Source organism: Amycolatopsis sp. DG1A-15b (assembly GCF_030285645.1).
GTDB lineage: Bacteria > Actinomycetota > Actinomycetes > Mycobacteriales > Pseudonocardiaceae > Amycolatopsis.
Window position 1 is genome coordinate 3,745,946 of record NZ_CP127296.1, and the last position, 19,623, is coordinate 3,765,568.

At 73.1% G+C, this 19,623-nt stretch carries 18 protein-coding genes and 1 pseudogene; 11 read left to right on the forward strand and 8 right to left on the reverse strand.

Annotated elements, in window-relative coordinates; all coding sequences use genetic code 11:
* The first annotated feature begins 224 nt into the window (after positions 1-224).
* Positions 225-1,589: a DUF2252 domain-containing protein gene (locus QRY02_RS16940; RefSeq protein WP_285992489.1), complete on the forward strand. Its 1,365-nt coding sequence runs from the start codon at positions 225-227 to the stop codon at positions 1,587-1,589.
* On the opposite strand, the gene QRY02_RS16945 is transcribed toward QRY02_RS16940, so the two are convergent.
* The gene (locus QRY02_RS16945) at positions 1,562-1,858 is read right to left on the reverse strand and encodes a DUF8691 family protein (protein WP_285992490.1); all 297 of its coding nucleotides are present in this window, start codon (positions 1,856-1,858) and stop codon (positions 1,562-1,564) included. The two genes, QRY02_RS16940 and QRY02_RS16945, sit on opposite strands and share 28 nt — an antisense overlap.
* Positions 1,855-2,193 (reverse strand): hypothetical protein, encoded by a 339-nt coding sequence (locus QRY02_RS16950; RefSeq protein ID WP_285992491.1) that lies wholly within the window; start codon positions 2,191-2,193, stop codon positions 1,855-1,857. The genes QRY02_RS16945 and QRY02_RS16950 overlap by 4 nt, the downstream gene beginning before the upstream one ends.
* Before the next feature lie 118 nt (positions 2,194-2,311).
* Between QRY02_RS16950 and QRY02_RS16955 the strand changes: the two genes are divergently transcribed.
* The 3 genes and pseudogenes from QRY02_RS16955 to QRY02_RS16965 all read left to right on the forward strand — a co-directional run.
* Positions 2,312-4,966, forward strand: a complete 2,655-nt coding sequence (locus QRY02_RS16955; RefSeq protein WP_285992492.1) for a winged helix-turn-helix domain-containing protein — start codon at positions 2,312-2,314, stop codon at positions 4,964-4,966.
* Between the two features lie 111 nt (positions 4,967-5,077).
* Complete coding sequence (locus QRY02_RS16960; RefSeq protein ID WP_285992493.1) at positions 5,078-5,488, forward strand: SHOCT domain-containing protein; 411 nt, start codon at positions 5,078-5,080, stop codon at positions 5,486-5,488.
* 179 nt (positions 5,489-5,667) lie between these two features.
* Positions 5,668-5,907: pseudogene (locus tag QRY02_RS16965) on the forward strand (ion channel); the annotation flags it as partial.
* A gap of 90 nt (positions 5,908-5,997) precedes the next feature.
* On the opposite strand, the gene QRY02_RS16970 reads toward QRY02_RS16965, so the two are convergent.
* A complete protein-coding gene (locus QRY02_RS16970; RefSeq protein WP_285992494.1) occupies positions 5,998-7,398 on the reverse strand; it encodes an MFS transporter in 1,401 nt (466 codons plus the stop codon).
* Between the two features lie 134 nt (positions 7,399-7,532).
* Here QRY02_RS16970 and QRY02_RS16975 point away from each other — a divergent pair, with 134 nt between their 5' ends.
* The 5 genes from QRY02_RS16975 (at position 7,533) to QRY02_RS16995 (ending at position 13,572) form a co-directional block, all read left to right on the forward strand.
* The gene (locus QRY02_RS16975; RefSeq protein ID WP_285992495.1) at positions 7,533-9,347 is read left to right on the forward strand and encodes a glycoside hydrolase family 15 protein; all 1,815 of its coding nucleotides are present in this window, start codon (positions 7,533-7,535) and stop codon (positions 9,345-9,347) included.
* 93 nt (positions 9,348-9,440) lie between these two features.
* Positions 9,441-10,919, forward strand: coding sequence for a glutamate/gamma-aminobutyrate antiporter GadC (gene gadC / locus QRY02_RS16980; protein WP_285992496.1), 1,479 nt, complete (start codon positions 9,441-9,443; stop codon positions 10,917-10,919).
* On the forward strand, positions 10,916-11,362 hold the full coding sequence (locus QRY02_RS16985) for a hypothetical protein (protein WP_285992497.1): 447 nt from the start codon (positions 10,916-10,918) through the stop codon (positions 11,360-11,362). Before gadC ends, QRY02_RS16985 begins: the two co-directional genes overlap by 4 nt.
* Entirely contained in the window at positions 11,359-12,696 is a 1,338-nt protein-coding gene (locus tag QRY02_RS16990; protein WP_285992498.1) for a dipeptidase, read from the forward strand. Before QRY02_RS16985 ends, QRY02_RS16990 begins: the two co-directional genes overlap by 4 nt.
* 87 nt (positions 12,697-12,783) lie before the next feature.
* Positions 12,784-13,572 carry a maleylpyruvate isomerase family mycothiol-dependent enzyme gene (locus tag QRY02_RS16995; RefSeq protein ID WP_285992499.1) on the forward strand — a complete coding sequence of 263 codons (789 nt, stop codon included), beginning with the start codon at positions 12,784-12,786 and terminating at the stop codon, positions 13,570-13,572.
* A 71-nt stretch (positions 13,573-13,643) separates the two neighbouring features.
* Here QRY02_RS16995 and QRY02_RS17000 read toward each other — a convergent pair whose 3' ends face one another.
* On the reverse strand, positions 13,644-13,841 hold the full coding sequence (locus QRY02_RS17000; protein WP_285992500.1) for a hypothetical protein: 198 nt from the start codon (positions 13,839-13,841) through the stop codon (positions 13,644-13,646).
* A 396-nt stretch (positions 13,842-14,237) separates the two neighbouring features.
* Here QRY02_RS17000 and QRY02_RS17005 point away from each other — a divergent pair, with 396 nt between their 5' ends.
* Entirely contained in the window at positions 14,238-15,914 is a 1,677-nt protein-coding gene (locus QRY02_RS17005; protein ID WP_285992501.1) for an MOSC and FAD-binding oxidoreductase domain-containing protein, read from the forward strand.
* Between the two features lie 114 nt (positions 15,915-16,028).
* Entirely contained in the window at positions 16,029-16,445 is a 417-nt protein-coding gene (locus tag QRY02_RS17010) for a hypothetical protein (protein ID WP_285992502.1), read from the forward strand.
* A 40-nt stretch (positions 16,446-16,485) separates the two neighbouring features.
* On the opposite strand, the gene QRY02_RS17015 is transcribed toward QRY02_RS17010, so the two are convergent.
* From QRY02_RS17015 to QRY02_RS17030, 4 genes are read right to left on the reverse strand one after another with little or no spacing between them, the layout of a single operon-like run.
* The gene (locus QRY02_RS17015) at positions 16,486-17,616 is read right to left on the reverse strand and encodes an alpha/beta hydrolase family protein (protein WP_285992503.1); all 1,131 of its coding nucleotides are present in this window, start codon (positions 17,614-17,616) and stop codon (positions 16,486-16,488) included.
* Positions 17,617-17,626: 10 nt separating this feature from the next.
* The gene (locus QRY02_RS17020; protein WP_285992504.1) at positions 17,627-17,779 is read right to left on the reverse strand and encodes a hypothetical protein; all 153 of its coding nucleotides are present in this window, start codon (positions 17,777-17,779) and stop codon (positions 17,627-17,629) included.
* Positions 17,776-18,675: a fumarylacetoacetate hydrolase family protein gene (locus QRY02_RS17025; RefSeq protein WP_285992505.1), complete on the reverse strand. Its 900-nt coding sequence runs from the start codon at positions 18,673-18,675 to the stop codon at positions 17,776-17,778. The genes QRY02_RS17020 and QRY02_RS17025 overlap by 4 nt, the downstream gene beginning before the upstream one ends.
* Positions 18,675-19,613, reverse strand: a complete 939-nt coding sequence (locus tag QRY02_RS17030; RefSeq protein ID WP_285992506.1) for a VOC family protein — start codon at positions 19,611-19,613, stop codon at positions 18,675-18,677. The genes QRY02_RS17025 and QRY02_RS17030 overlap by 1 nt, the downstream gene beginning before the upstream one ends.
* Positions 19,614-19,623: the final 10 nt, after the last annotated feature.

Here is a 19,623-nt window from a genome sequence, read left to right on the forward strand (position 1 = left end):
GCGGGCCGACGGGATGGCGAAGCGAGGCGCGAGCACCGCCGGGGAGATCCCCGTGACACTCCGGCCGGCGCCGGCGGGTGCTCGTCGTCCACTTCGTCATCACCGCACCTCCACGGCTCACTTTGCGGTCTGCGCCGCTTCCGGTCGTCACCCGTGGTGGATGACTCCCCGCTTCACCCTCGGCGGGCGACGCCGCGGCCGGCTCGGCGGCCGACGATCCCTCCATGACCCTCATCGACAAGGACACCGCGGCGCCCGATGCGCGGATCGCCCGGGCGCGCGCCGCGCGCACCACCGTGCCGGCGGCCGGCCACGCCGAGTTCCCCGGTCCCGTCCGGCGCGCGGATCCCCTCATGCTGCTGGCCCGCCAGGACCGCGACCGGGTTCCGGAACTGGTACCCCTGCGCTACGGCCGGATGGCCGCCTCGCCGCTGGCCTACTTCCGCGGTGCCGCGCTCCCCGCGGCGGCCGACCTCGCCACGACCCCGCGGACCGGGTTCCCGGTCCAGGCCTGCGGCGACGCCCAGCTGGCGAACTTCGGCCTGTTCGCCGCCGAGGGCCGTCGGCTCGTCTTCGACTTCGCCGACTTCGACGAGACCCTGCCCGCGCCGTGGGAGTGGGACGTCAAACGGCTGGCCGCGAGCTTCGAAGTGACCGGCCGGGAGTACGGGCACCCGGCGGGCCAGCGCCGGCGCACGGTGGTCGCCGCGGTCGAGTCGTACCGCCTGGCGATGCACGACTTCGCGCGCCGCACGCCGCTCGACATCTACTTCGCCCCGGCCGACGCCCGGACGCTGCGGGTGGTCGCGTCCCACCGCCTCGGGCCGGCGAAGCGCCGCGTCCCGGGAGTACGCCGGTTCACCGAGATCCGTGACGGGCAGCTGCGGCTGGCCGCGCGGCCGCCCTCGGTCGTCCCGGCGGGCCACCTCGCCGGAGACGGCGACCCGGCGACGCTGGCCGACCGCCTCGGCACCGTGTTCGCGCGGTACCGGCGCACGCTCGGCCCGGCGCGGCGGGCGCTGCTCGACCGCTACCGGCTGGCCGACGTGGCGCGCACGGTGCCCGGGCCGGGTGGTGCGGGCACGCGCTGCTGGGTGGCACTGCTCGTCCGGACCGGCACCGGAAGTCCGCTCTTCCTGCAGCTCAAGGAAGCCCGGCCCTCGGTGCTGCAGGGGTACACCGGCGCCGCCGTGCCGGGCGGCCCCGCGCGGCGGGTGGTCACCGGGCAACGGCTGATCCAGGCCACCGGCGACGTCTTCCTCGGCTGGGCCCGCGCCGCGGAGTTCGACGGCCGCGTCGACGAGTTCCACGTCCGCCGGCTGCGCGACGAACACGACGACGGCGACCTCACCCCCATGACCCCGGACGTGCTGAGGGCCCACGCCCGGCTCTGCGGGTGGACCGTGGCCCGGGCCCACGCGCGCACCGGGGACCCGCTCGCGATCGCCGCGTACCTCGGCTCGAGTCCGGCGTTCGCCGAAGCCGTCCGGGAGTTCGCGGTGGCCTGCGCCGATCAGAACGAACGCGACCACGCCGCCCTGCGGCAGGCGATCCGGGCCGGCTACGTGACGGCCGCGTCCGGGTCGTGACGGATCGCCTCGCACGGGTGCCGCGCGAGTTCCCGGACGCGGTGCACCGACTCCACGTGCATTCCGAGCACCTCGAGCCTGCGCATAATGCCGGGCAGGCATCCGGGGTCGGTCACCGTACCGAACACAATCGTCTCCGGCGGAACGGGCACGACGAGCACTTCCCGGAAATCCTCCGCACCTTCGGCGACCCATTCCGGAATGGCCCCGCATCCCCGGAAGACGTAATTCGAACCCCTGTTCGAGACCGGGGCACCCGCGCGGCTCACCGGGTGCTCCCGTCCCGCCGGGCCCGGCCGGCCGAGTACCAGGCGCGGGCGACCACCACCACGTCGAGCAGCACCACCACGGTCGACCAGCCGCGCGCCGGCAGGAAGATCAGCCGCGCGACCAGGTCGGCGCCGGCGCGGACACCGGTCCGCACCTCGGCCACCGGAGTCAGGGCGGAGAGCGCGACGGCCCCCCAGAGCAGCACCGACCCGAGGCCGATCCGGCCCGTGCGCACCACGTCGAGGAGCACGACCTCACCCGGTCCGAGCCAGAAGAACTGCGAGACGGCGAATCGCCGGCGCCGGCTTTCCGGGGAATTCCCATGGATTTTCACCCGGCACACGATTGTGCCAATAATCATTGTTTACCTCGCCCGCAGCGGGTGAGCCGCGCGAATTGCGTGACAAGATCCGCCAGGAATGTCCGGAACCGATCACGAAGGAGAACGACGCATGCGCCAATGTCGCGATGTCGCGTCCCGAAGACGGGTACCGAGGGCGAAGGTCACCGTGCCCGGTCCCCCGGCGGATCTCGTGTCACGACCGCGTCTGCTCACCGTTCTCGACGGAGCGAGCGAAGCGGCCATGGTGTTCGTCGGCGCCCCGGCGGGGTTCGGCAAGACCGTGCTCCTCGCCGACTGGGCACGACGTCAGGACCGCGGCGCGGTCGCCTGGCTGTCCGCCGACGCCGACGACAACGACGACCGGCTCTTCTGGTCCGCGGTTCTCGAAGCACTCGGCCGCTGCGGCCGGATCCCGGACGGCAACCCGCTCCGGCTGCTGGCAGTCCCCGAGGCCCCGAGCACCGACCTCGCCTTCCTGGCCGAGGTCGCCGACGCGCTCGACGCACTGCCCGAACCGGTCGTGCTCGTCCTCGACGGCGCTCAGGAGATCACCGCGCCCGGTCCGTGGCAGGGGTTGCGGGCGCTGGTCCGCCACCAGCCGGCCGGGCTGTGCCTGGCGGTCACGAGCCGCCGTGAACCGCCGCTGCCGCTGGGCCGGACCCGGCTCGCGGACCGGCTCGTCGAAATCGGTTCCGCCCGGCTGCGGTTCACCGCCGACGAGGCGGACACCCTGTTCGGGGCCGAAGCGGTGATCCCCCACGACGAAGTCGGCCCGCTCGTCGCCCGGACCGGCGGCTGGCCGGCCGGACTGCGCCTGGCCGCGGCGTCCGCGGCCCGGCACGGCAGCCTGCGGGAGTTCGACACCGGGCACGACGGCGGCGTCCTCGACTACCTGACCGACGAGGTGCTCGCGCCCCTCACCCCGGCGCAGCGAGAACTGCTGCGGACGATCAGCATCTGCGACGAGCTCCCGGCGGGGCTCGCGCCGGCGCTCAGCGGCCGCACGGATGCCGAAGCGATGCTGCACGAGCTCGGCGAGCCGGCCACCCGGGTGGTCGACTCGGGCGGCACGCCGCCGCACCACCGCGTGACCCCGCTGCTGCGCACGTACCTGCGGTCCGAGCTGCAGCGCCGGGCACCGGACCGGGCGCGGACCCTCCACGCGGCCGCGGCCCGCTGGTTCACCGGGCACGACCGGCCGGCGCCGGCCCTGCTGCACAGCGTCCGCGCGGGTGATCCCGCCCGGATCGGCGAGCTGCTGCGCAAGCACGCCGTGACCCTGTTCCTCGCGGGTGAGCACCACGTCCTGCGGCTCGCGCTCGCCGTGCTCGAAGACCGGCGGACACCCGCCGATCCCCTGGCCGCGCTGATCTCCGCCGCGCTGTGCCTGGAAACGGCCGAGACGTCGGCGGCGAGGTTGCACCTGGCCAGGGCGGAGGCGGCGTGGCCGGAGCGGCCCGCGGCGGAGCTGACCGTCCTGCGCGGGCTGGCCTTCTCCCGGCTCGCCCAGCTCGACCGCACCCCGGCCCAGGTCCGCCGCGCGGCCGAAGAGATCGGCGAACAGCTCGCCGCGGGCACCGATCTCGGCAGCCTCGCGACCCTGCACCGCGCCGGGGCCCTGCTCGACGGCAAGCAGGCCCGGGAGACCCTGGTGCGGCTGCTCGGTGCCGCGGAAGCCCTCCGGCAGGACTTCACGGTCGCCCAGTGCCTCACCACGCTCGCCGAGCTCGCCGGGCACGACGGCGACTACCGCGTCATGGAAACCCTGGCCCGCCGGGCGGAGGTCCGCCGGCCCCGGCAGGATTCCCTCCGGTCCCTCCAGGGCGCCCAGGCCAACGTCCTGCTGGCCTACGGTGCCCTGTTGCGGGGCGAGCCCGCCGAGTGCCTCAAGCACGCCAAGGAAACCCGGCACCTGGTCGGGGACGCACCGGCGCGGGCGGCTCGCGACCTGCGGCTGCTCTCGGAGATCCTGCGCGGCGCCGCCGAGTTCGAGCTCGGCGGCTGGCACGCGGGCCTGCGGCGGATGCGCCGGGCCCGCACCCGCCTCGGGACCGGCCGGGCCTGCCCGACCGGGTACGCGGCGCTGTGTGCCGTGCTCGAGCAGCGTGCGGCGCTCCGGCTGGGCGCGGCGGCCCAGGCCAGGGAGACGGCTCGCTGGGCCCTGCCGGTCCTCACCGGTTCGGGCGAGCTGCTGCTGATGCGTGCCCGAACCCAGCTGCGGCTCGGCCGGCACCACGCGGCGAGCACCGTGCTGCGGTCGCTGGCCGACGACGAAGTGCCCATGGAGCTGGCGTGGACCACGATCGACGCGTCGCTGGTCGGTGTGCAGGCCGCGCTGGCGGCCGGGGCACGGGAGCGGGCGGCCCGGCTGCTCGACGAAGCCCTGCGCACCGCCGAGCCCACCGGCGTCCGGTTCCCGTTCGTCTTCGCCCCGGCCGAGCTCATCGGGTTCCTGACCAGCCGGCTGGGCGGTCTCGGCGCCGGCGAGCGGTTCGCGGGCGAGATCCTGTCCGTGCGGCGGCGGCTGCACACCCCGCCGATCCCGGCGCCGCTGACCGAGCGCGAACGCAGCGTCCTGCGGCTGCTGCCGACCCAGCGGTCGATCGACGAGATCGCCCAGGACCTGACCGTCTCGCCGAACACCGTCAAGACCCACGTCCGCGGCATCTACGCGAAGCTCGACGTCCGCAGCAGGCGGGAGGCCGTCGCGACCGCGCAGAAGCGCGGCCTGCTCGACACCGAGGTCGCCGACTTCACGGTCTGACGCGCGCTCGCCCCACCCGGCGCGGGTGAGGCGAGCGGCACCGGGATGGGTGTCGAGTGGGCCGGGCACGCCGCAGCGTGCCCGGCCCCCGATCCCGGTTGAGGAGATGTCATGGCCCTGGCTGACGCGCAATACCCGTTCTTGAACCTCATGTGGACGATGCTGGTGTTCTTCTGCTGGATCGCCTGGTTCTGGCTGCTGTTCGTGGCCCTGGGCGACCTGTACCGCCGCGGCGACGTGTCCGGGTGGGCCAAGGCGGGCTGGACGGTGCTGGTGATCTTCCTGCCGATCATCGGTGTGCTGCTGTACCTGGGCACCCAGGGCAGGCACCTCGTCGAGCGGCAGCGGGCCCGGGAAACGGCCGCGCGGCAGCGGTTCGACGGCTACGTGCGCTCGGTGTCCACAGTGTCCAATTCGGACAACGGGGCGGCGCAGATCGCCGAGGCCCGGCGGCTGCTCGAGGAGGGCGTCATCGACGACCGGGAATACGAGGCGCTCAAGCAGAAGGCCCTCGCGCGTTGAGCGCCGCGCGCCGGTGGCGGTTCGTCCACCTCGCGGTGCTCCGGCCGCTGCTCACGGTCACCGCGCTGGTCTGCCTCTACTACCTGCTCCCGGTCGACCAGGGCCTGCGGCCGTGGACGGCGGTCGCCTTCACCGCCGGGCTCGCCGTCGTGGTGCTGCTCGTCGTCGGCGAAGTGCGGATGATCCTGCGCTCGCCCTTCCCGGCCGGGCAGGGGGTCCAGGCACTCGCCCTGATCGTCCCGCTGTTCCTGCTGCTGTTCGCCGACGCCTACTACGTGCTGGGCCACGACCGCCCGGGCGCCTTCGGCTCCGGCCTTACGCGGACCGACGCGCTGTACTTCACCGTCACGGTCTTCAGCACGGTGGGCTTCGGCGACATCACCGCGGTTTCCACCGCCGCCCGGGTACTGGTGACCGTCCAGATGGTCGCGGACCTGATCGTGCTGGGGGTGGTGCTGCGCGTGATCCTGACCGCGGTGCGGCACCGGCGCGCGTCCACGACGGACGGATCAGTCCGCCGCCGGCAGCAGCAGGGCGGCGACCAGACCGGCCACCGCCACGACACCCAGGGTCGCGAGGGCCAGCGCGAAGGACCGGCCGCCGAGGTGCGGCGTCCCGGCCAGGACGGAACCGGCCAGCGCCGTCCCCACCGACGAGCCGAGGTTGGACGCGCTGCGCGACACTCCCGAGATGTCGCCCTGCGCGGAGTCCGGGAACCGGGACTGGACCAGGTTCACCGACGCCGTCAGCATGATCCCGACGCCGGCGCCGAGCAGGAACAGCCCCGGCACAGCACTCGCCACGCCGGAATCGGCCCGCACCAGCAGGAGCACGAGGACCAGGCCGGCGATGGCGAGGACGAACCCCGCGCGGACGAGCCCGCGCTGGGAGTGCCGCCTCGCCAGCCGTCCCGCGGCCGCCGAGGCGCCCAGGATGCCGATCGTCGCGGGGGTCAGCATCAACCCCGTCTCGATCGCGTCGTAGCCGCGGACCTCCTGCAGGAAGACCGCCACCACGAAGAACGAGCCCTGCAGGACGAGCCACTGGACGTGCTGGGTCGCCAGCCCGAGCCCGGTGACGCGGTCGCCGAAGAGACCGGCCGGGACCAGCGGCTCCCGGCCCTTCCGCTCGCGCGCGCGGACGTGCCGGAAGAACACCACGAGAAACCCGGCGCCGATCGCGGCGAACAGCCACACCGGCGAGATCCCGCCGGACCGCAGCAGGACCACCCCGCCGACGGCGAAGTCCGCGCGTGAGACCAGCCAGCCGTAGGTGCCTGCCTGCAGCACGCCGAACACGACGAAGAACAGGCCGGCCGCCGAAAGGACGGCCCCGGCGACGTCGAAGTGCTTCTCCCGGGGCGGTGCGGGCGGCTCGGTGACCCGCACCGCCAGCACGACGATCAGGCCGACCAGGAGCACCTGCAGGAGGAAGGACGCGCGCCAGCCGAGCCAGGTCGTGACCAGGCCGCCGAGCAGCGGCCCGGCCGCGGCCCCGAGCGCGCCCGCCCCGCTGACGATGCCGAAGGCGCGGGCCCGGCTCGTCAGGTCCGGGCTGGTCACGGTGACCAGGATGTAGATCGGTGGGATCATCAGCGCCGACCCGATGCCTTCCAGCAGCGAATAGCCGAAGATCAGCAGGCCCGGACCGGGCACGAGCGACGCCAGCAGCGCGCCGGCGCCGTAGACGGCCAGCCCGGCCAGGAAGCAGCGCTTGCGGCCCAGCAGGTCGCTCAGCTTGCTGCCCGGCACCATGAGCGACGCCATGGTGAGGGTGAACACCGTGATCGCCGTCTGCACGCCGATCACGGTCGTGCCGAGGTCCGCGGCGATGTCGCTGACGGCCACGGTCATGGTGGTCGCCGCGTAGCTCGCGACGAACTGGGCGAGGGCCAGGGGCAGCACGATCATCGGCGGGCCTTCCTCATCGGGTGCCGCACACGGTGGCCCGGTCGGGGCCGGGCCACCTCACCTGCCGTGGATGAGGCAGCCCCGGCCCGCTCCGGCGACGGTGCAGACGACCCGATCCCGCCCCTGGAGGAGCCATGACCGAGACGACGATCGCCGAGCACGCGCTGATCGGCGACCTGCAGACCGCCGCACTGGTCACGACCGACGGGTCGATCGACTGGTTCTGCTCCCCCCGCTTCGACGCGCCATCGGTCTTCGGCGCCCTGCTCGACGACGAGCGCGGGGGCCGGTTCCGCATCCGCCCGGCCGGCGCCTGCGCGAGCTCGCAGATGTACCACCCGGACACCGCGGTGGTGATCACCCGGTTCGCCGGCCCGGACGGCATCGGCGAGGTGGTCGACTTCATGCCGCCCTGCGGTACCACCGCCACCACGCGGCACCGGATCGCGCGCCTCGTGCGCTGCGTCCGCGGCCGGATGACGTTCGACGTGGTGGTCGCGCCCCGGTTCGACTACGGCCGCCGCCCGCACCGGGCGCTGCTGATGAAGAACGGAGCCGTGTTCACCGCGCCCGGGGCGTCGCTCGTGCTGCACGCGGTGCGCGAGCCCGGCGACGAGCACCTCGCCGAAGCGCGCGTCGAGGGCGAGGACGTGCACCTGCGGCTCACGCTCACCGCGGGCCAGGTGCGCGGGGTCGTGCTGGAGACCGACGCCGCGGAGCCGCCGCGCGAGCTGCGCGTCGCGGAGTTCGAGGAACTGCTGCGGTCCACTGTGGAGTGGTGGCGCGCGTGGCTGGCCCGCTCCACCTACCGGGGACGCTGGCGGGAGATCGTGGCCCGCTCGGCGATCACCCTCAAGCTGCTGACCTACGCACCGACCGGCGGGCTGGTCGCCGCGCCCACCCTCGGCCTGCCCGAGCAGCTCGGCGGGGAGCGCAACTGGGACTACCGCTACACCTGGGTCCGCGACGCGTCGTTCTCGGTTTCGGCGTTGCTGGCGCTCGGGTTCGCGGAAGAGGCCGCCGGGTTCGGCGGCTGGCTCGGCGATCGCATCCGGGAAGGCGCGGGCGGGCCCGGCGGCCCGCTCGCCGTGCTGTACCGCGTGGACGGTACCTCGGACCTGCAAGAGGAGAGCCTGGAGCACTGGACCGGCTACCGCGGCTCGAGCCCGGTCCGGATCGGCAACGACGCCGCCGGGCAGCTGCAGCTCGACATCTACGGCGAAGCCCTCGACAGCGTCTTCGCCGCCGACCGCGCGGGGTTCGAGCTGTCCCACCAGGGCTGGACCGCCCTCCGCACGGCGCTGGACTGGCTCAGCGAACACTGGGACCAGGCCGAAGAAGGCATCTGGGAGACCCGGGGCGGCCGCAAGTCCTTCACCTACGGCCGCCTGATGAGCTGGGTCGCGTTCGACCGCGGCATCCGCCTCGCGGCCGCCCACGGCCGTCCGGCGCCCGTCGAGGACTGGACCTGGCAGCGCGACAGCATCCATGGCCAGGTCCTCAGCCGGGGCTGGCACCGGACGCGCAACGCCTTCGTCCAGCACTACACGGGCGAAGAGCTCGACGCGTCGCTGCTTCGCATGCCCCGCACCGGTTTCCTCCCGGCCACCGACCCGTTGTGGCTCTCGACGCTCGACGCGATCGGGACCGGCTTGGTGACCGACAGCCTGGTCTACCGCTACGACATCGAGGCGTCCCCCGACGGGCTCGCCGGCGACGAGGGCACGTTTTCCTTGTGCAGCTTCGCCTACGTCGACGCACTCGCCCGCGCCGGCCGGCTCGAGGAGGCCCGCTCGGCGTTCGAGAAGATGCTGACCTACGCCAACCACGTCGGCCTCTACGCGGAGGAAATCGCGCCGACCGGGGAGCAGCTCGGCAACTTCCCGCAGGCCTTCACCCACCTCGCCCTCATCGACGCCGCGGTCACGCTCGATGCCGCGCTCGGCTGAGGAACCGGTCTCGCCCGCCACGGGTGACCCGGCCGGGACTCCCGCGGCACACGATGAGGCACCCGTCGAGGCGAGCCCGGGAGGCCGACAGCCATGACCACCACCAACCGACCCAGCCCGAGCACGGAGCCGGCGGGGTCTCCCCCACCGCCCGCCGAGGGCACGCGGCGCGCACGGCCACCCGCCGCGGCGTGGATCTCCTGGGTCGCCCTCGCGCTCATGACGACCAGTTCCGTCGCGAGCCTGCGCCCGTCGCCGACGATGGCCGTGTACGGCCTCGCGGCCGTCTTCCTCTACGTCGTCCCGGCGATCGTGTTCCTGCTGCCGACGTCGCTGGTCTCGGCCGAGCTGGCGTCGGGCTGGCCGGGCGGGGTCTACAACTGGGTGGCGCTCGGGATCTCCAAGCCGATGGGGTTCCTGGCCGTCTGGTGCCAGTTCGCGATGACGATCTTCTACTACCCCAGCCTGCTCGGCTACGTCGCGAGCACGCTCGCGTACGTCTTCGACCCGAGCCTGGCGACCAGCGGGTGGTGGACGGCCGGCGTCATCGTCGTCGCGTACTGGTCGGGGGTCTGGATCTCCTCGCGCGGCACGAAGGGCGTGGCCGGGCTCGCCGGCGGCGGGCTCGTCATCGGGACGCTGCTGCCCGGCGCACTGCTGGTGGTCCTCGGCATCGTGTTCCTGGCCCAGGGGCACCCGTCCGCGGCGCCGATGTCGGCGGACCACCTGCTGCCCGCGTGGGCGGGGCTGGCGAGCCTGGTGCTGATCGTGAACAACTTCCTGTCCTACTCCGGCATGGAGATGAACGCGGTGCACGTCTCGTCGCTGCGCAAGCCGGGCAGAGAGTTCCCGCGGGCGATGTTCCTGGCGATGGGGCTGGTGCTGCTCATCTTCGTCCTCCCCGCGCTCGCGATCAGCTGGGTCATCCCGGCCGATCAGCTCTCGCTCACGGCGGGGGTGATGCAGGCCTTCGACGCGGTCTTCGCCAACTTCGGCATCCAGTGGCTGACGCCGCTGATCGGCGTCATGCTGGTCCTGGCCTCGCTCGGCGGGATGCTGACCTGGCTGGCCGGCCCGTCGAAGGGCCTGCTCCTGATCTCCCGGCAGGAGGGCTACCTGCCGCCGTTCCTGCAGCGGCTCAACAAACAGGGCGTGCAGCGCAACATCCTCGTCGCCCAGGGCGCGATCACCACGCTGATCGCCCTGTGCTACGCGTTCATCCCGGACGTCTCGAGCGCGTACTGGATCTTCTCGGTGATCACCACCCAGGTGTACCTGATCATGTACCTGCTGATGTTCGTCGCGGCGGTGCGGTTGCGGCGCAAGCACCCCCGCCACCCGCGCGGCTACCGCGCCCCGATGCTGCTCGGGCTGTGCGGGGTCGGGTTCTGCGCGTCGCTGGCCGCGCTGCTGGTCGGGTTCGTCCCGCCGTCGCAGTTCGGTTCGGGCAACCCGTGGGTGTACCTCGGGATCGTCGCGGGCGGGGCGCTCGGCCTCGGCCTGGTGGTGCCGTTCCTGTTCTACCGCCTGCGCAAACCGTCGTGGCGGCAACCGGAGGTGAGTGCGTCGTGACCACAGTGGACGAACGATCGACCCGGACCCAGCGGATGCTGGTCTACCTCGCCGTCGGTGCCGTCCTCGGCGCGTTGCTCGTGGCGGGGTACCTGCGCTTCCACTCCGCGCGGGTCACCGCCGAAGCCGGGGCGAAAGCCGACCGGCTCGTCACCCGGCTGACCGAGGAGGGGGCGCGGACGCCGTCGCGGGACCAGCTCGTGCGGCTGCTCGGCACGGACGGCGGCGCGATCTGCGTCGACCCCGCCGCCGCGCTCGCCCGCGCGACGAGCGACACCGGCATCGCCAACGGCGCCGGCGGCCCCGGGACGCGCCCGGTCCTCGCGGCCGGCACCGTGGTGCGCGCGCAACTGCTCGTCATCGAGGTCTACTGCCCGGCGAAGCTCGCCGGGTTCCAGGAGTACGTCGGCGGGCTGGGCTTCGCCGACGGGACGGGCGGGTGAGCGCGGTGGATCTCCGGAACCGGGTCGCCGAGCTCATGCCGCGGGCACGCGAAGAACTCGCGGCCCTCGTCGCGATGCGCTCCGTCGCGGACCCGCGGCAGTTCCCGCCGGCGGAGTGCCGGCGGGCCGCCGGCTGGGTGGCCGACGCGTTCGCCGAAACCGGGTTCGCCACCCGCCTCGCCGACACCCCGGACGGCAGCCAGGCGGTGGTCGGTTCCCGCTCGTGCCGCCGGGCCGGGGCGCCCACCGTGCTGCTGTACGCGCACTACGACGTCCAGCCACCGCTCGACGTGGACGAGTGGCGGACCCCGCCGTTCCGGCTGACCGAAGTGGACGGTCGCTGGTACGGGCGCGGCGCGGCCGACTGCAAGGGCAACATCCTCATGCACCTCACCGCCCTGCGGGCGCTCGGCGACGACCTGCCCGTCCACCTCAAACTGGTCGTCGAAGGCTCCGAGGAACAGGGCACCGGGGGCCTGGAGGCGTTCGTGCCCCAGCACGCCGACCTCCTGCGGGCCGACACGATCCTGGTGGCCGACACCGGGAACGCCGCGGTCGGGCAGCCCGCCGTCACGGTCAGCCTGCGCGGGATGGTCAACGTCGTCGTCTCCGTCGAGGCGCTCTCGTCCGAGCTGCACTCGGGCATGTTCGGCGGCCCCGCCCCGGACGCGCTGGCGGCCTTGGTCTCGGTGCTCGCCACCCTCCGCGACGACGCGGGCAACACCACCGTCCACGGCCTGCCCGACGACGGCCGCTGGGCCGGGGCCCCGTACCCGGCGGAGCAGTTCCGCGCGGACGCGGGCCTGTCCCCCGGCGCCGTCCTGCTCGGCAGCGGCCAAGTGGCGGACACGCTGTGGGCACGCTCGGCGCTGACGGTGCTCGGCATCGACTGCCCACCGGTCCTCGGGTCCGCGGCGGCCGTCACCCCGCGCGCCCGGGCCCGGCTGAACCTCCGGATCCCGCCCGGCGTCGAGCCACCCGACGCGGCCCGCGCGCTGACCGGGCACCTGCTCGCGGCGGCACCGTGGGGCGTGCGCCTGTCGGTCGAAGTCGAGGCGACCGGTCACCCGTTCCGGATGGCCACCGACGGCCCGGCCTACCGGCGAATGGCCGCCGCCATGCAGAGCGCGTACGGCCGCCCGATGACGCAGCTCGGCCAGGGCGGGTCGATCCCGCTGTGCACGGTCCTGGCCGAGACGTACCCCGAGGCCGAGATCCTGCTGATCGGCGTCGAAGAACCCCAGGCGCGCATCCACGCGCCCAACGAGAGCGTCGCCCCGGAGGAGATCGCGGCCATGGCGCTGACCGAAGCGCTCTTCCTCCGTGGACCCTGATGGCCGGAAGGGTGTCGATCCCGGCCGGCGTCGTTCGACGCGTAGCCGGAGGGACCGACCACCGGCCCACCGAGCAGAGGACACGTCATGACCGGATTGACCGCCGAGCACGCCCGCCGAGCGATCGTCGAACACACCCGGCGCCTGGCGGAATCGGCCGCCGAGGCCGGCCCCGGCGCCACCGTGCCGACAGCCCCGGGATGGACCGTCGCCGACCTGGTCGAGCACGTGGGCCAGACCCAGCACTGGGTCGCGGAGATCATCGAGCGGCGCGTCACCGACCCCGCGCAGCTGCCCACGGAGCTGGTCGCGCTCCCCGCGGACCCCCGCGAGTGGCCGGCGTGGCTGTCGCGGTCCGCCCAGCGCGTCGCGAGCGCGTGCTCCGATGACGCGCTCGACGCGCCGGTGTTCAACGCCGCGGGCGACGAGCGCGCCGGGACGCGGTTCTGGATGACCAGCATGCTCAACGAGGCGGTCGTCCACGGCTTCGACGCGGCCGGCGCAGCGGATCGACCGGCCGAGGTCGACGCCGGCACCGCCGCCGCCCTCATCGGCAACCACCTCACGATGCTCACCTCCCCCACGTGGACGGCGCAGCGGCCCGAGTCCGCCCAGGCCCTCCGGGGCACCGGCCAGACCCTGCAGTGGCGGGCCACCGACACCGCGGACGCCTGGTTCGTCGAACGGCGGCCGGACGGGGCGGCGTGGCAGCCGGCCACGCGGCAGGCCGACGTGACGGTGACCGGCCCGGCACCAGCACTGCTGATGGTCTTGACCCGCCGACGCCCGCTCACCGAAGCCACCGGCATCAGCGTCGACGGCGACCTCGACCTCGTCCGGGACTGGCTCGACAACACCGCGCACGTCAGCGGCTGACCCGCACAGCCGCCGTCACCCACCGGGGTGGTGGCACTCCTGGACGCCGGAGCGGGCCGATCCCGGCGGGGTCAGCTGGACCACCCGGAACCCTTCGTGCAAGCCGGCCAGCCCCTGGTAAGGGCAGACGACGCGGCCACCCACTCGCCGCCGAACTGCACGCGCATCCGCCGGCGCAGCGGCTCGGCGGACAGCAGCCGCTCGGGCAGCGGCTGCTCGACCAGGAAGTGCCCCACCGCCAGTGGTCCTTGCTGCCAGGCCAGTCCCATGACGTCCCCTAACCGTTTAAGCTCTGTTTGACAGTTGGACAGAGGTTGGCGGTGACCCACGAGACGCTGCTGCTCGACCTGCTCAACACCACCCCGGTCCGTGACGGACGGCCCGGGAATGGCTCGCCACCCACGGGCAGCCGGCCACCGACGACGAGCACCGCGCCCTGCTCGAAGCGCGTTCCGTGCCGCAGGGCGTCGTGCGCGGCGAGCACTCGCCCGGCCGGTCCGCCGCCGCGCGGGCCGTGCCGGCTTGGGACGCGCTCGCCGAATCGAGCCCCGGCCGGCTGCGCCCGTGCGCCAACCCCGAGTGCCGGCTATTCCTGGTCGACCACAGCAAACCCGGCGGCACTACCAGCGCACCCGGACCGCCGCGGACTGAAGGAGACGACCACCATGGCCCGCTTGGTGTCACTGAACGTCGGACTGCCCCAGGACGTGCCCTGGCAGGGCCGGACCGTCCACACGGGAATCTTCAAGTACCCGGTCGAAGGACGCCGCCTGGTCCGCCGGCTCAACATCGACGGCGACGGCCAGGGCGACCTGGGCGGCCACGGCGGCGAGAACCGCGCGGTGCTCGTGTACCAGCGCCAGTCCTACGAACACTGGCGGCGGTTCCTCGGCCGCGACGATCTCGAAGACGGCCAGTTCGGCGAGAACTTCACCGTCGACGGCCTGCCCGACGACGAGGTGCACATCGGCGACCGGTACCGCATCGGCGAGGCCGAGTTCGAGGTCACCCAGCCGCGCGTCACGTGCTTCCGCGTCGGGATGCGCCTCGGCGAGCCGCGGATGCCCTCCCTGCTGGTGGCGCACCACCGGCCCGGCTTCTACCTGCGGGTCATCACCGAAGGCCACGTCCGGGCCGGCGACGAGATCGTCCGCACCCGGACCGGCCGGCACGAGCTGAGCGTCGCGGACATCGACGCGCTCCTCTACCTGCCGGACCGCGACCGGGACACCCTGCGCAAGGCCCTCGACATCCCCGCCCTCAGTCCCGGCTGGCAGGGATCGTTCCGGGACCTGCTGGCCGCGGAGGCACCACCGGCACCCCGCGGGTGGAGTGGATTCCGGCCGCTGCGCGTCGCCCGAGTGGTCCCCGAGAGCACGACGGTGGCCTCGCTCCACCTGACCGCCGACGACGGCGCGCCGCTCCCCCGGCCGGAACCGGGCCAGTACCTCACCCTGCGGGTCCCCGGGGCCGGCGACCCGGCGCCGGTCCGCAGCTATTCGCTGTCGGCGGCGCCGTCGGACCGCGAGTACCGGATCAGTGTCAAGCGGGACGGAGTGGTCAGCAGCTACCTCCACACGCAGCTGGCGGCCGGCGCGGTCGTGGACGTCGCGGCGCCCCGGGGCGCCTTCGTCCTGACCGAAGACGACCGGCCCGTGGTCCTGGTGTCCGCGGGCATCGGCGTGACGCCGGTCCTGGCCATGCTGCACGCGCTCGCCGCGAGCCGGACTTCCCGGGAGGTCTGGTGGCTGCACACCACGCGCACCGCGGCCGGACACGCGTTCGCCGGCGAAGCGCACCGGCTGCTGGCGAGCCTTCCGCACGGCCACGAGCACATCCACCTCACAGCGGAAAACGGTCGCCTGACACGCGAAACACTGTCTGCTTTGCGTCTTCCCGCCGACGGCACGGCCTACCTGTGCGGGCCGGACGCCTTCATGACGGCGATGCGGGAGTCCCTGGTGTCCCTCGGTTTCGATCCCACCCGTGTCCACAGTGAACTGTTCGGCGGCGTGTCCGCGATCAACCCGGGCCTCACCGGCGTCGTCCGCAAGACCCCGCATCCTCCGGCCGGGCCGGCGGGAACGGGGCCGGCGGTCACGTTCGCGCGCAGCGGGCTCACGGTGCCCTGGAGCGACGGCTACCCGAGCCTGCTCGAGTTCGCCGAGGCGTGCGACGTGCCGACGCGCTGGTCGTGCCGCACCGGCGTCTGCCACACGTGCGTGACCCCGCTGCTGTCCGGCCACGTGCGGTACGACCCCGACCCGCTCGAGCCGCCGGCGCCGGACGAAGCCCTCGTCTGCTGCTCCCGGCCGCGGGAGGACGTCGTCCTGGACCTCTGACGGCTGCCGCCACCCCGTTGCGCCGATCGGGTGATGACCCGCGCACCCCCTCAACCCGCGATCGCCGTCGGCCGTGTCGGCTTCGGATCCGACCACTGCCGAAGAGGAGAAACCGTGACAACACGGCCTGCCAAGCGCAGCCTGACGCTCGCCGGGATCATCGTCGCAGCCACCTCCGCACTCGTCGGCCCGGCTGTTGCCGGCACCACCGACACCGAGGTCATCTGCTATGCGAACGCACTGTGCAACAGCAGTACGGGCGGTGGTACCACCGTTTCGAAGGTCTACGCGTGGCGAGACCGCAGCGAGACCGGCGCAACGGGATTCTTCGAGGTCTTCGGCCCCAACGGATACAAGCAAACCGGCCCCACCGATCAGGAGGTCGACCGCACCTTCACCGTGAATCGATCCTTCCCGAACGGCTCGCTGATCTGCGTGTCCTTCTGGAAGAAGAACAGCAACGGCTCCTTCACCAAGTTCAAGGGCGTGAACGGCAACGCCTGCACCTCGGTCCCGATCTTCGGAGCTTGAAGCCGAGCGACGCGCCGTGTTCCTCGGGGCGGGCGCGCCGCTAGTTCGCCAGGGTGTCGGCGACCCAGTCGGCGATGTACGTGCTGGTGTGGGACAGGTGGTCGAGGCCGATGTGCTCGGTCGCGCCCTCCTGAGCGGTGAACAGCCGTAGGTGGCGGTTCGGGCTGTTGACCGCCTGTTCGTACGAGCGATGCGCGTAGCGCACGGGGATCTGACGGTCGTTTTCGCCGTGGCAGACCAGGAACGGCACGGTGATGTGCTCGACGACGCCGTCGAGGTGCACCGCGTCGGCGAAGCCGGGGAACGTCTCGAGGTCGTCGTGGCCCCAGACCCACAGCACGTGCTCCCAGTAGTGCGGCACCGGGCGTTCGCCTTCGCGCTCCAGACGCCGGCGTTGCACCGCGCCCCAGTCGTGGTTGGCGCCCCACGCGACCACGAGCGCGAGGCGCTTCTCGAACGCCGCCGCGCGCGGGGCGTAGTACCCGCCCAACGACCAGCCGACGAGCCCGATCCGGCCGGCGTCGACGTCGTCGCGGGTTTCCAGGTAGTCCACGCACGCGGTGGCCCAGCCTTCCGTCTCCACACGCGCGGTCAGCCCCTGCAGGCGCAGCGCCTCGCCCGAGCCGGGGCAGTCGACCATGAGGCAGGAGATGCCGCGGGCGGCGAGCTCGGCCCAGTGCCCGGACGAGTACATGTGCTCCTTCGTCGAGTCCAGGCCGTTCCACATGATCATCACCGGCGCCCCGCGCCCCGCCGAGCTGAAGTACGCGGGCAACGTCGTGCCCTCGAAGGGAACCGCCACGCGGGTCACGGCGGGATCCAAGGCCTTCTCCTGCAGCTCCAGGACGCGGCGGTAGGTTTCGAGCCGGCCGGGCGCGGACGCGCTCTGCAGGCGCTCGGCCTGGCACAGGTAGTTGGTCGCGCGGGCGTAGAGCTGCCCGGCGGTGCGGGTGTGGCCGGCCTTCTCGGCCGCTTCGGCCTGGCCGGCGAGCTGGTCGGTCAGTGCCGTCCACGCCCGCAGGAACTCCGGGGTGCCGGCGTCCTCGCCCTGGGCGGCGGCCTCGCGGATCGGACGGCAGGCGCGGTCCACCTCGTCGATGAGGCCGCCGCTGTTGAGGGTGGCGACGACGCCGAGGTTCCAGACGTAGTTGCCGGGGAAGTACTCGAACACGGGGTTCCTCTCAGGTTCGTGCTGCTTCGCTGATCGACTTCACGCCGCCGTGCGCGGTCATCGGGGTGTCGACGTACCCGGGTGCACGGCGTTGCCGCGGCCGGGCCACCGCCGCGCCGAGGCCCTGCCCGGCGCCCGTGACCAGCACGACCTTGCCCCTCACCTCGACCGGTCCCGGGCGCGGGCCGCGCGGACCGGCGGCAGGTCGGTCCCGGCGACGACCGTGTTGCGGATGCTGCCGATACCCTCCACGGTCATCTCGACGACGTCACCGGGTCGCAGCGGCGGCGGGTCCTGCGCGCCGCGGCGGCCCCACAGCTCGGCGAGGCAGCCGCCGTTGCCGCAGGTGCCCGAGCCCAGCACGTCGCCGGGCCGGACCCGGGTGCCGCGGGCGGCGTAGGCGGCGAGCTCCTCGAACGGCCACCCCATGTTGGCCAGCCGGTCGTGCCCGATCTCGACGCCGTTGACCGACACCCGCATGTCCAGGTCGAGGAAACCGTCCTCGTCCACAGTGAACTCGTCCGCGGTCACGAGCCACGGCCCGAGCGTCGTGACCGAATCCTTGCCCTTCGCCGGCCCCAGCCCCACCTTCATCTCGCGGCGCTGGAGGTCGCGGGCGGACCAGTCGTTGAAGATGGTGTAGCCGAAGATGCCGTCCGGGCCCAGCACGGCCGCGACCTCCAGCTCGAAGTCGAACAACCGCGAACCGGGCGGGATCGGCACGTCGTCGTGCGCCCCGGCCAGCGCGGCCGGGTTGGTGAAGTAGAACGTCGGCGCTTCGTACCATTCCGGCGGCACCGGGCCGGGAGCGACCATGCCCTCGACGTGCTCCTCGAAGGCGACGAAGTCCCGCACGGACGGCGGCTCGAGCGGCGGCAGCAGCCGCACCTCGGTCAGCGGCACCGCCGGTCCCCCGAGGACATCGGCATCGAGGGCCGCAGGCAGGCCGGACCGCACCAGGTCCAGGACCGTCACCCCGGCCGGGAAGGCGTGGACGCCGGCACCGGAGACGACGCCGGCGCGCACTTCGCCGCGGTGTTCGTAGGTGGCGAGCCGCATCAGACCGGCGGGGCCACGAAGAGGCCCTTGTCGGGGTCGTTGAACGACCTCTTCGCGACGAACTCGTTCATCGCGTTCGCGGTGCCCCACTGGTCGGACACCTCCGGCCGGGAGAAGTCGTGCAGCTGCGGGTGCCAGCTGTCCTCGTCGACCAGCTCCAGCTCGGTGGTGTACTCGACGGTGTTGCCGTGCGGGTCGAGGAAGTAGCTGAAGGTGTTGTGGCCGGCCAGGTGCCGGCCCGGCCCCCAGATCTTCTCGGCACCGGCGCGCAGCAGCCGCCCGGTGCCGCGCATGTACTCGTCGAGGCCGCGCAGCTCGAACGACGCGTGGTGCAGCGACGGGTGCGGGCCGCGGGCGATCGCCAGGCTGTGGTGCCACGCGTTGATCCGCAGGAAGTACATCATCTCTCCCATCCGCGGGTGCATCAGCGTGTCGGACAGGCGGAAGCCGAGGTGGCGTTCGTAGAAGGCGCGCGTGCCTTCGGGGTCGGCGGAGTTGACGACCACATGGGACAGCCGCACCGGGACGGACTCGCCTTCCTCGATCCGGCGGTGGCTTCGCGTCGCGACGTCCGAGCTGATCTCGATCGTGCGGCCTTCGTTGTCGAAGAACCGGAACCCGTACCCGCCGCCCGGCGTGTCCAGGGCGCGGGGCTCCTGCACGAGCGTGATCGCGGCCGCGGCCAGCCGGCCGGCCAGGGTGTCGACGTCGGCGGCCGTCGCGACGCCGAAGGCGATCAGGTCGATCCGCTTGTCCGCGGCCTGCCGCAGCCGGACGACGTACTGCTCCGGCGAGCCTTCGGCGGCGAGGAAGGTGATGCCGGTGTCGGCGTGTTCCTCGGCGAGACCCCAGGCGCCGGTGTAGAAGTCCCGCTGTCGCGTGAGGTCGGGCACGGCGAGGTCGACGTGCCGCAGATGGGTGATCAGGCGGTCGGTCACGGTTTCTTCC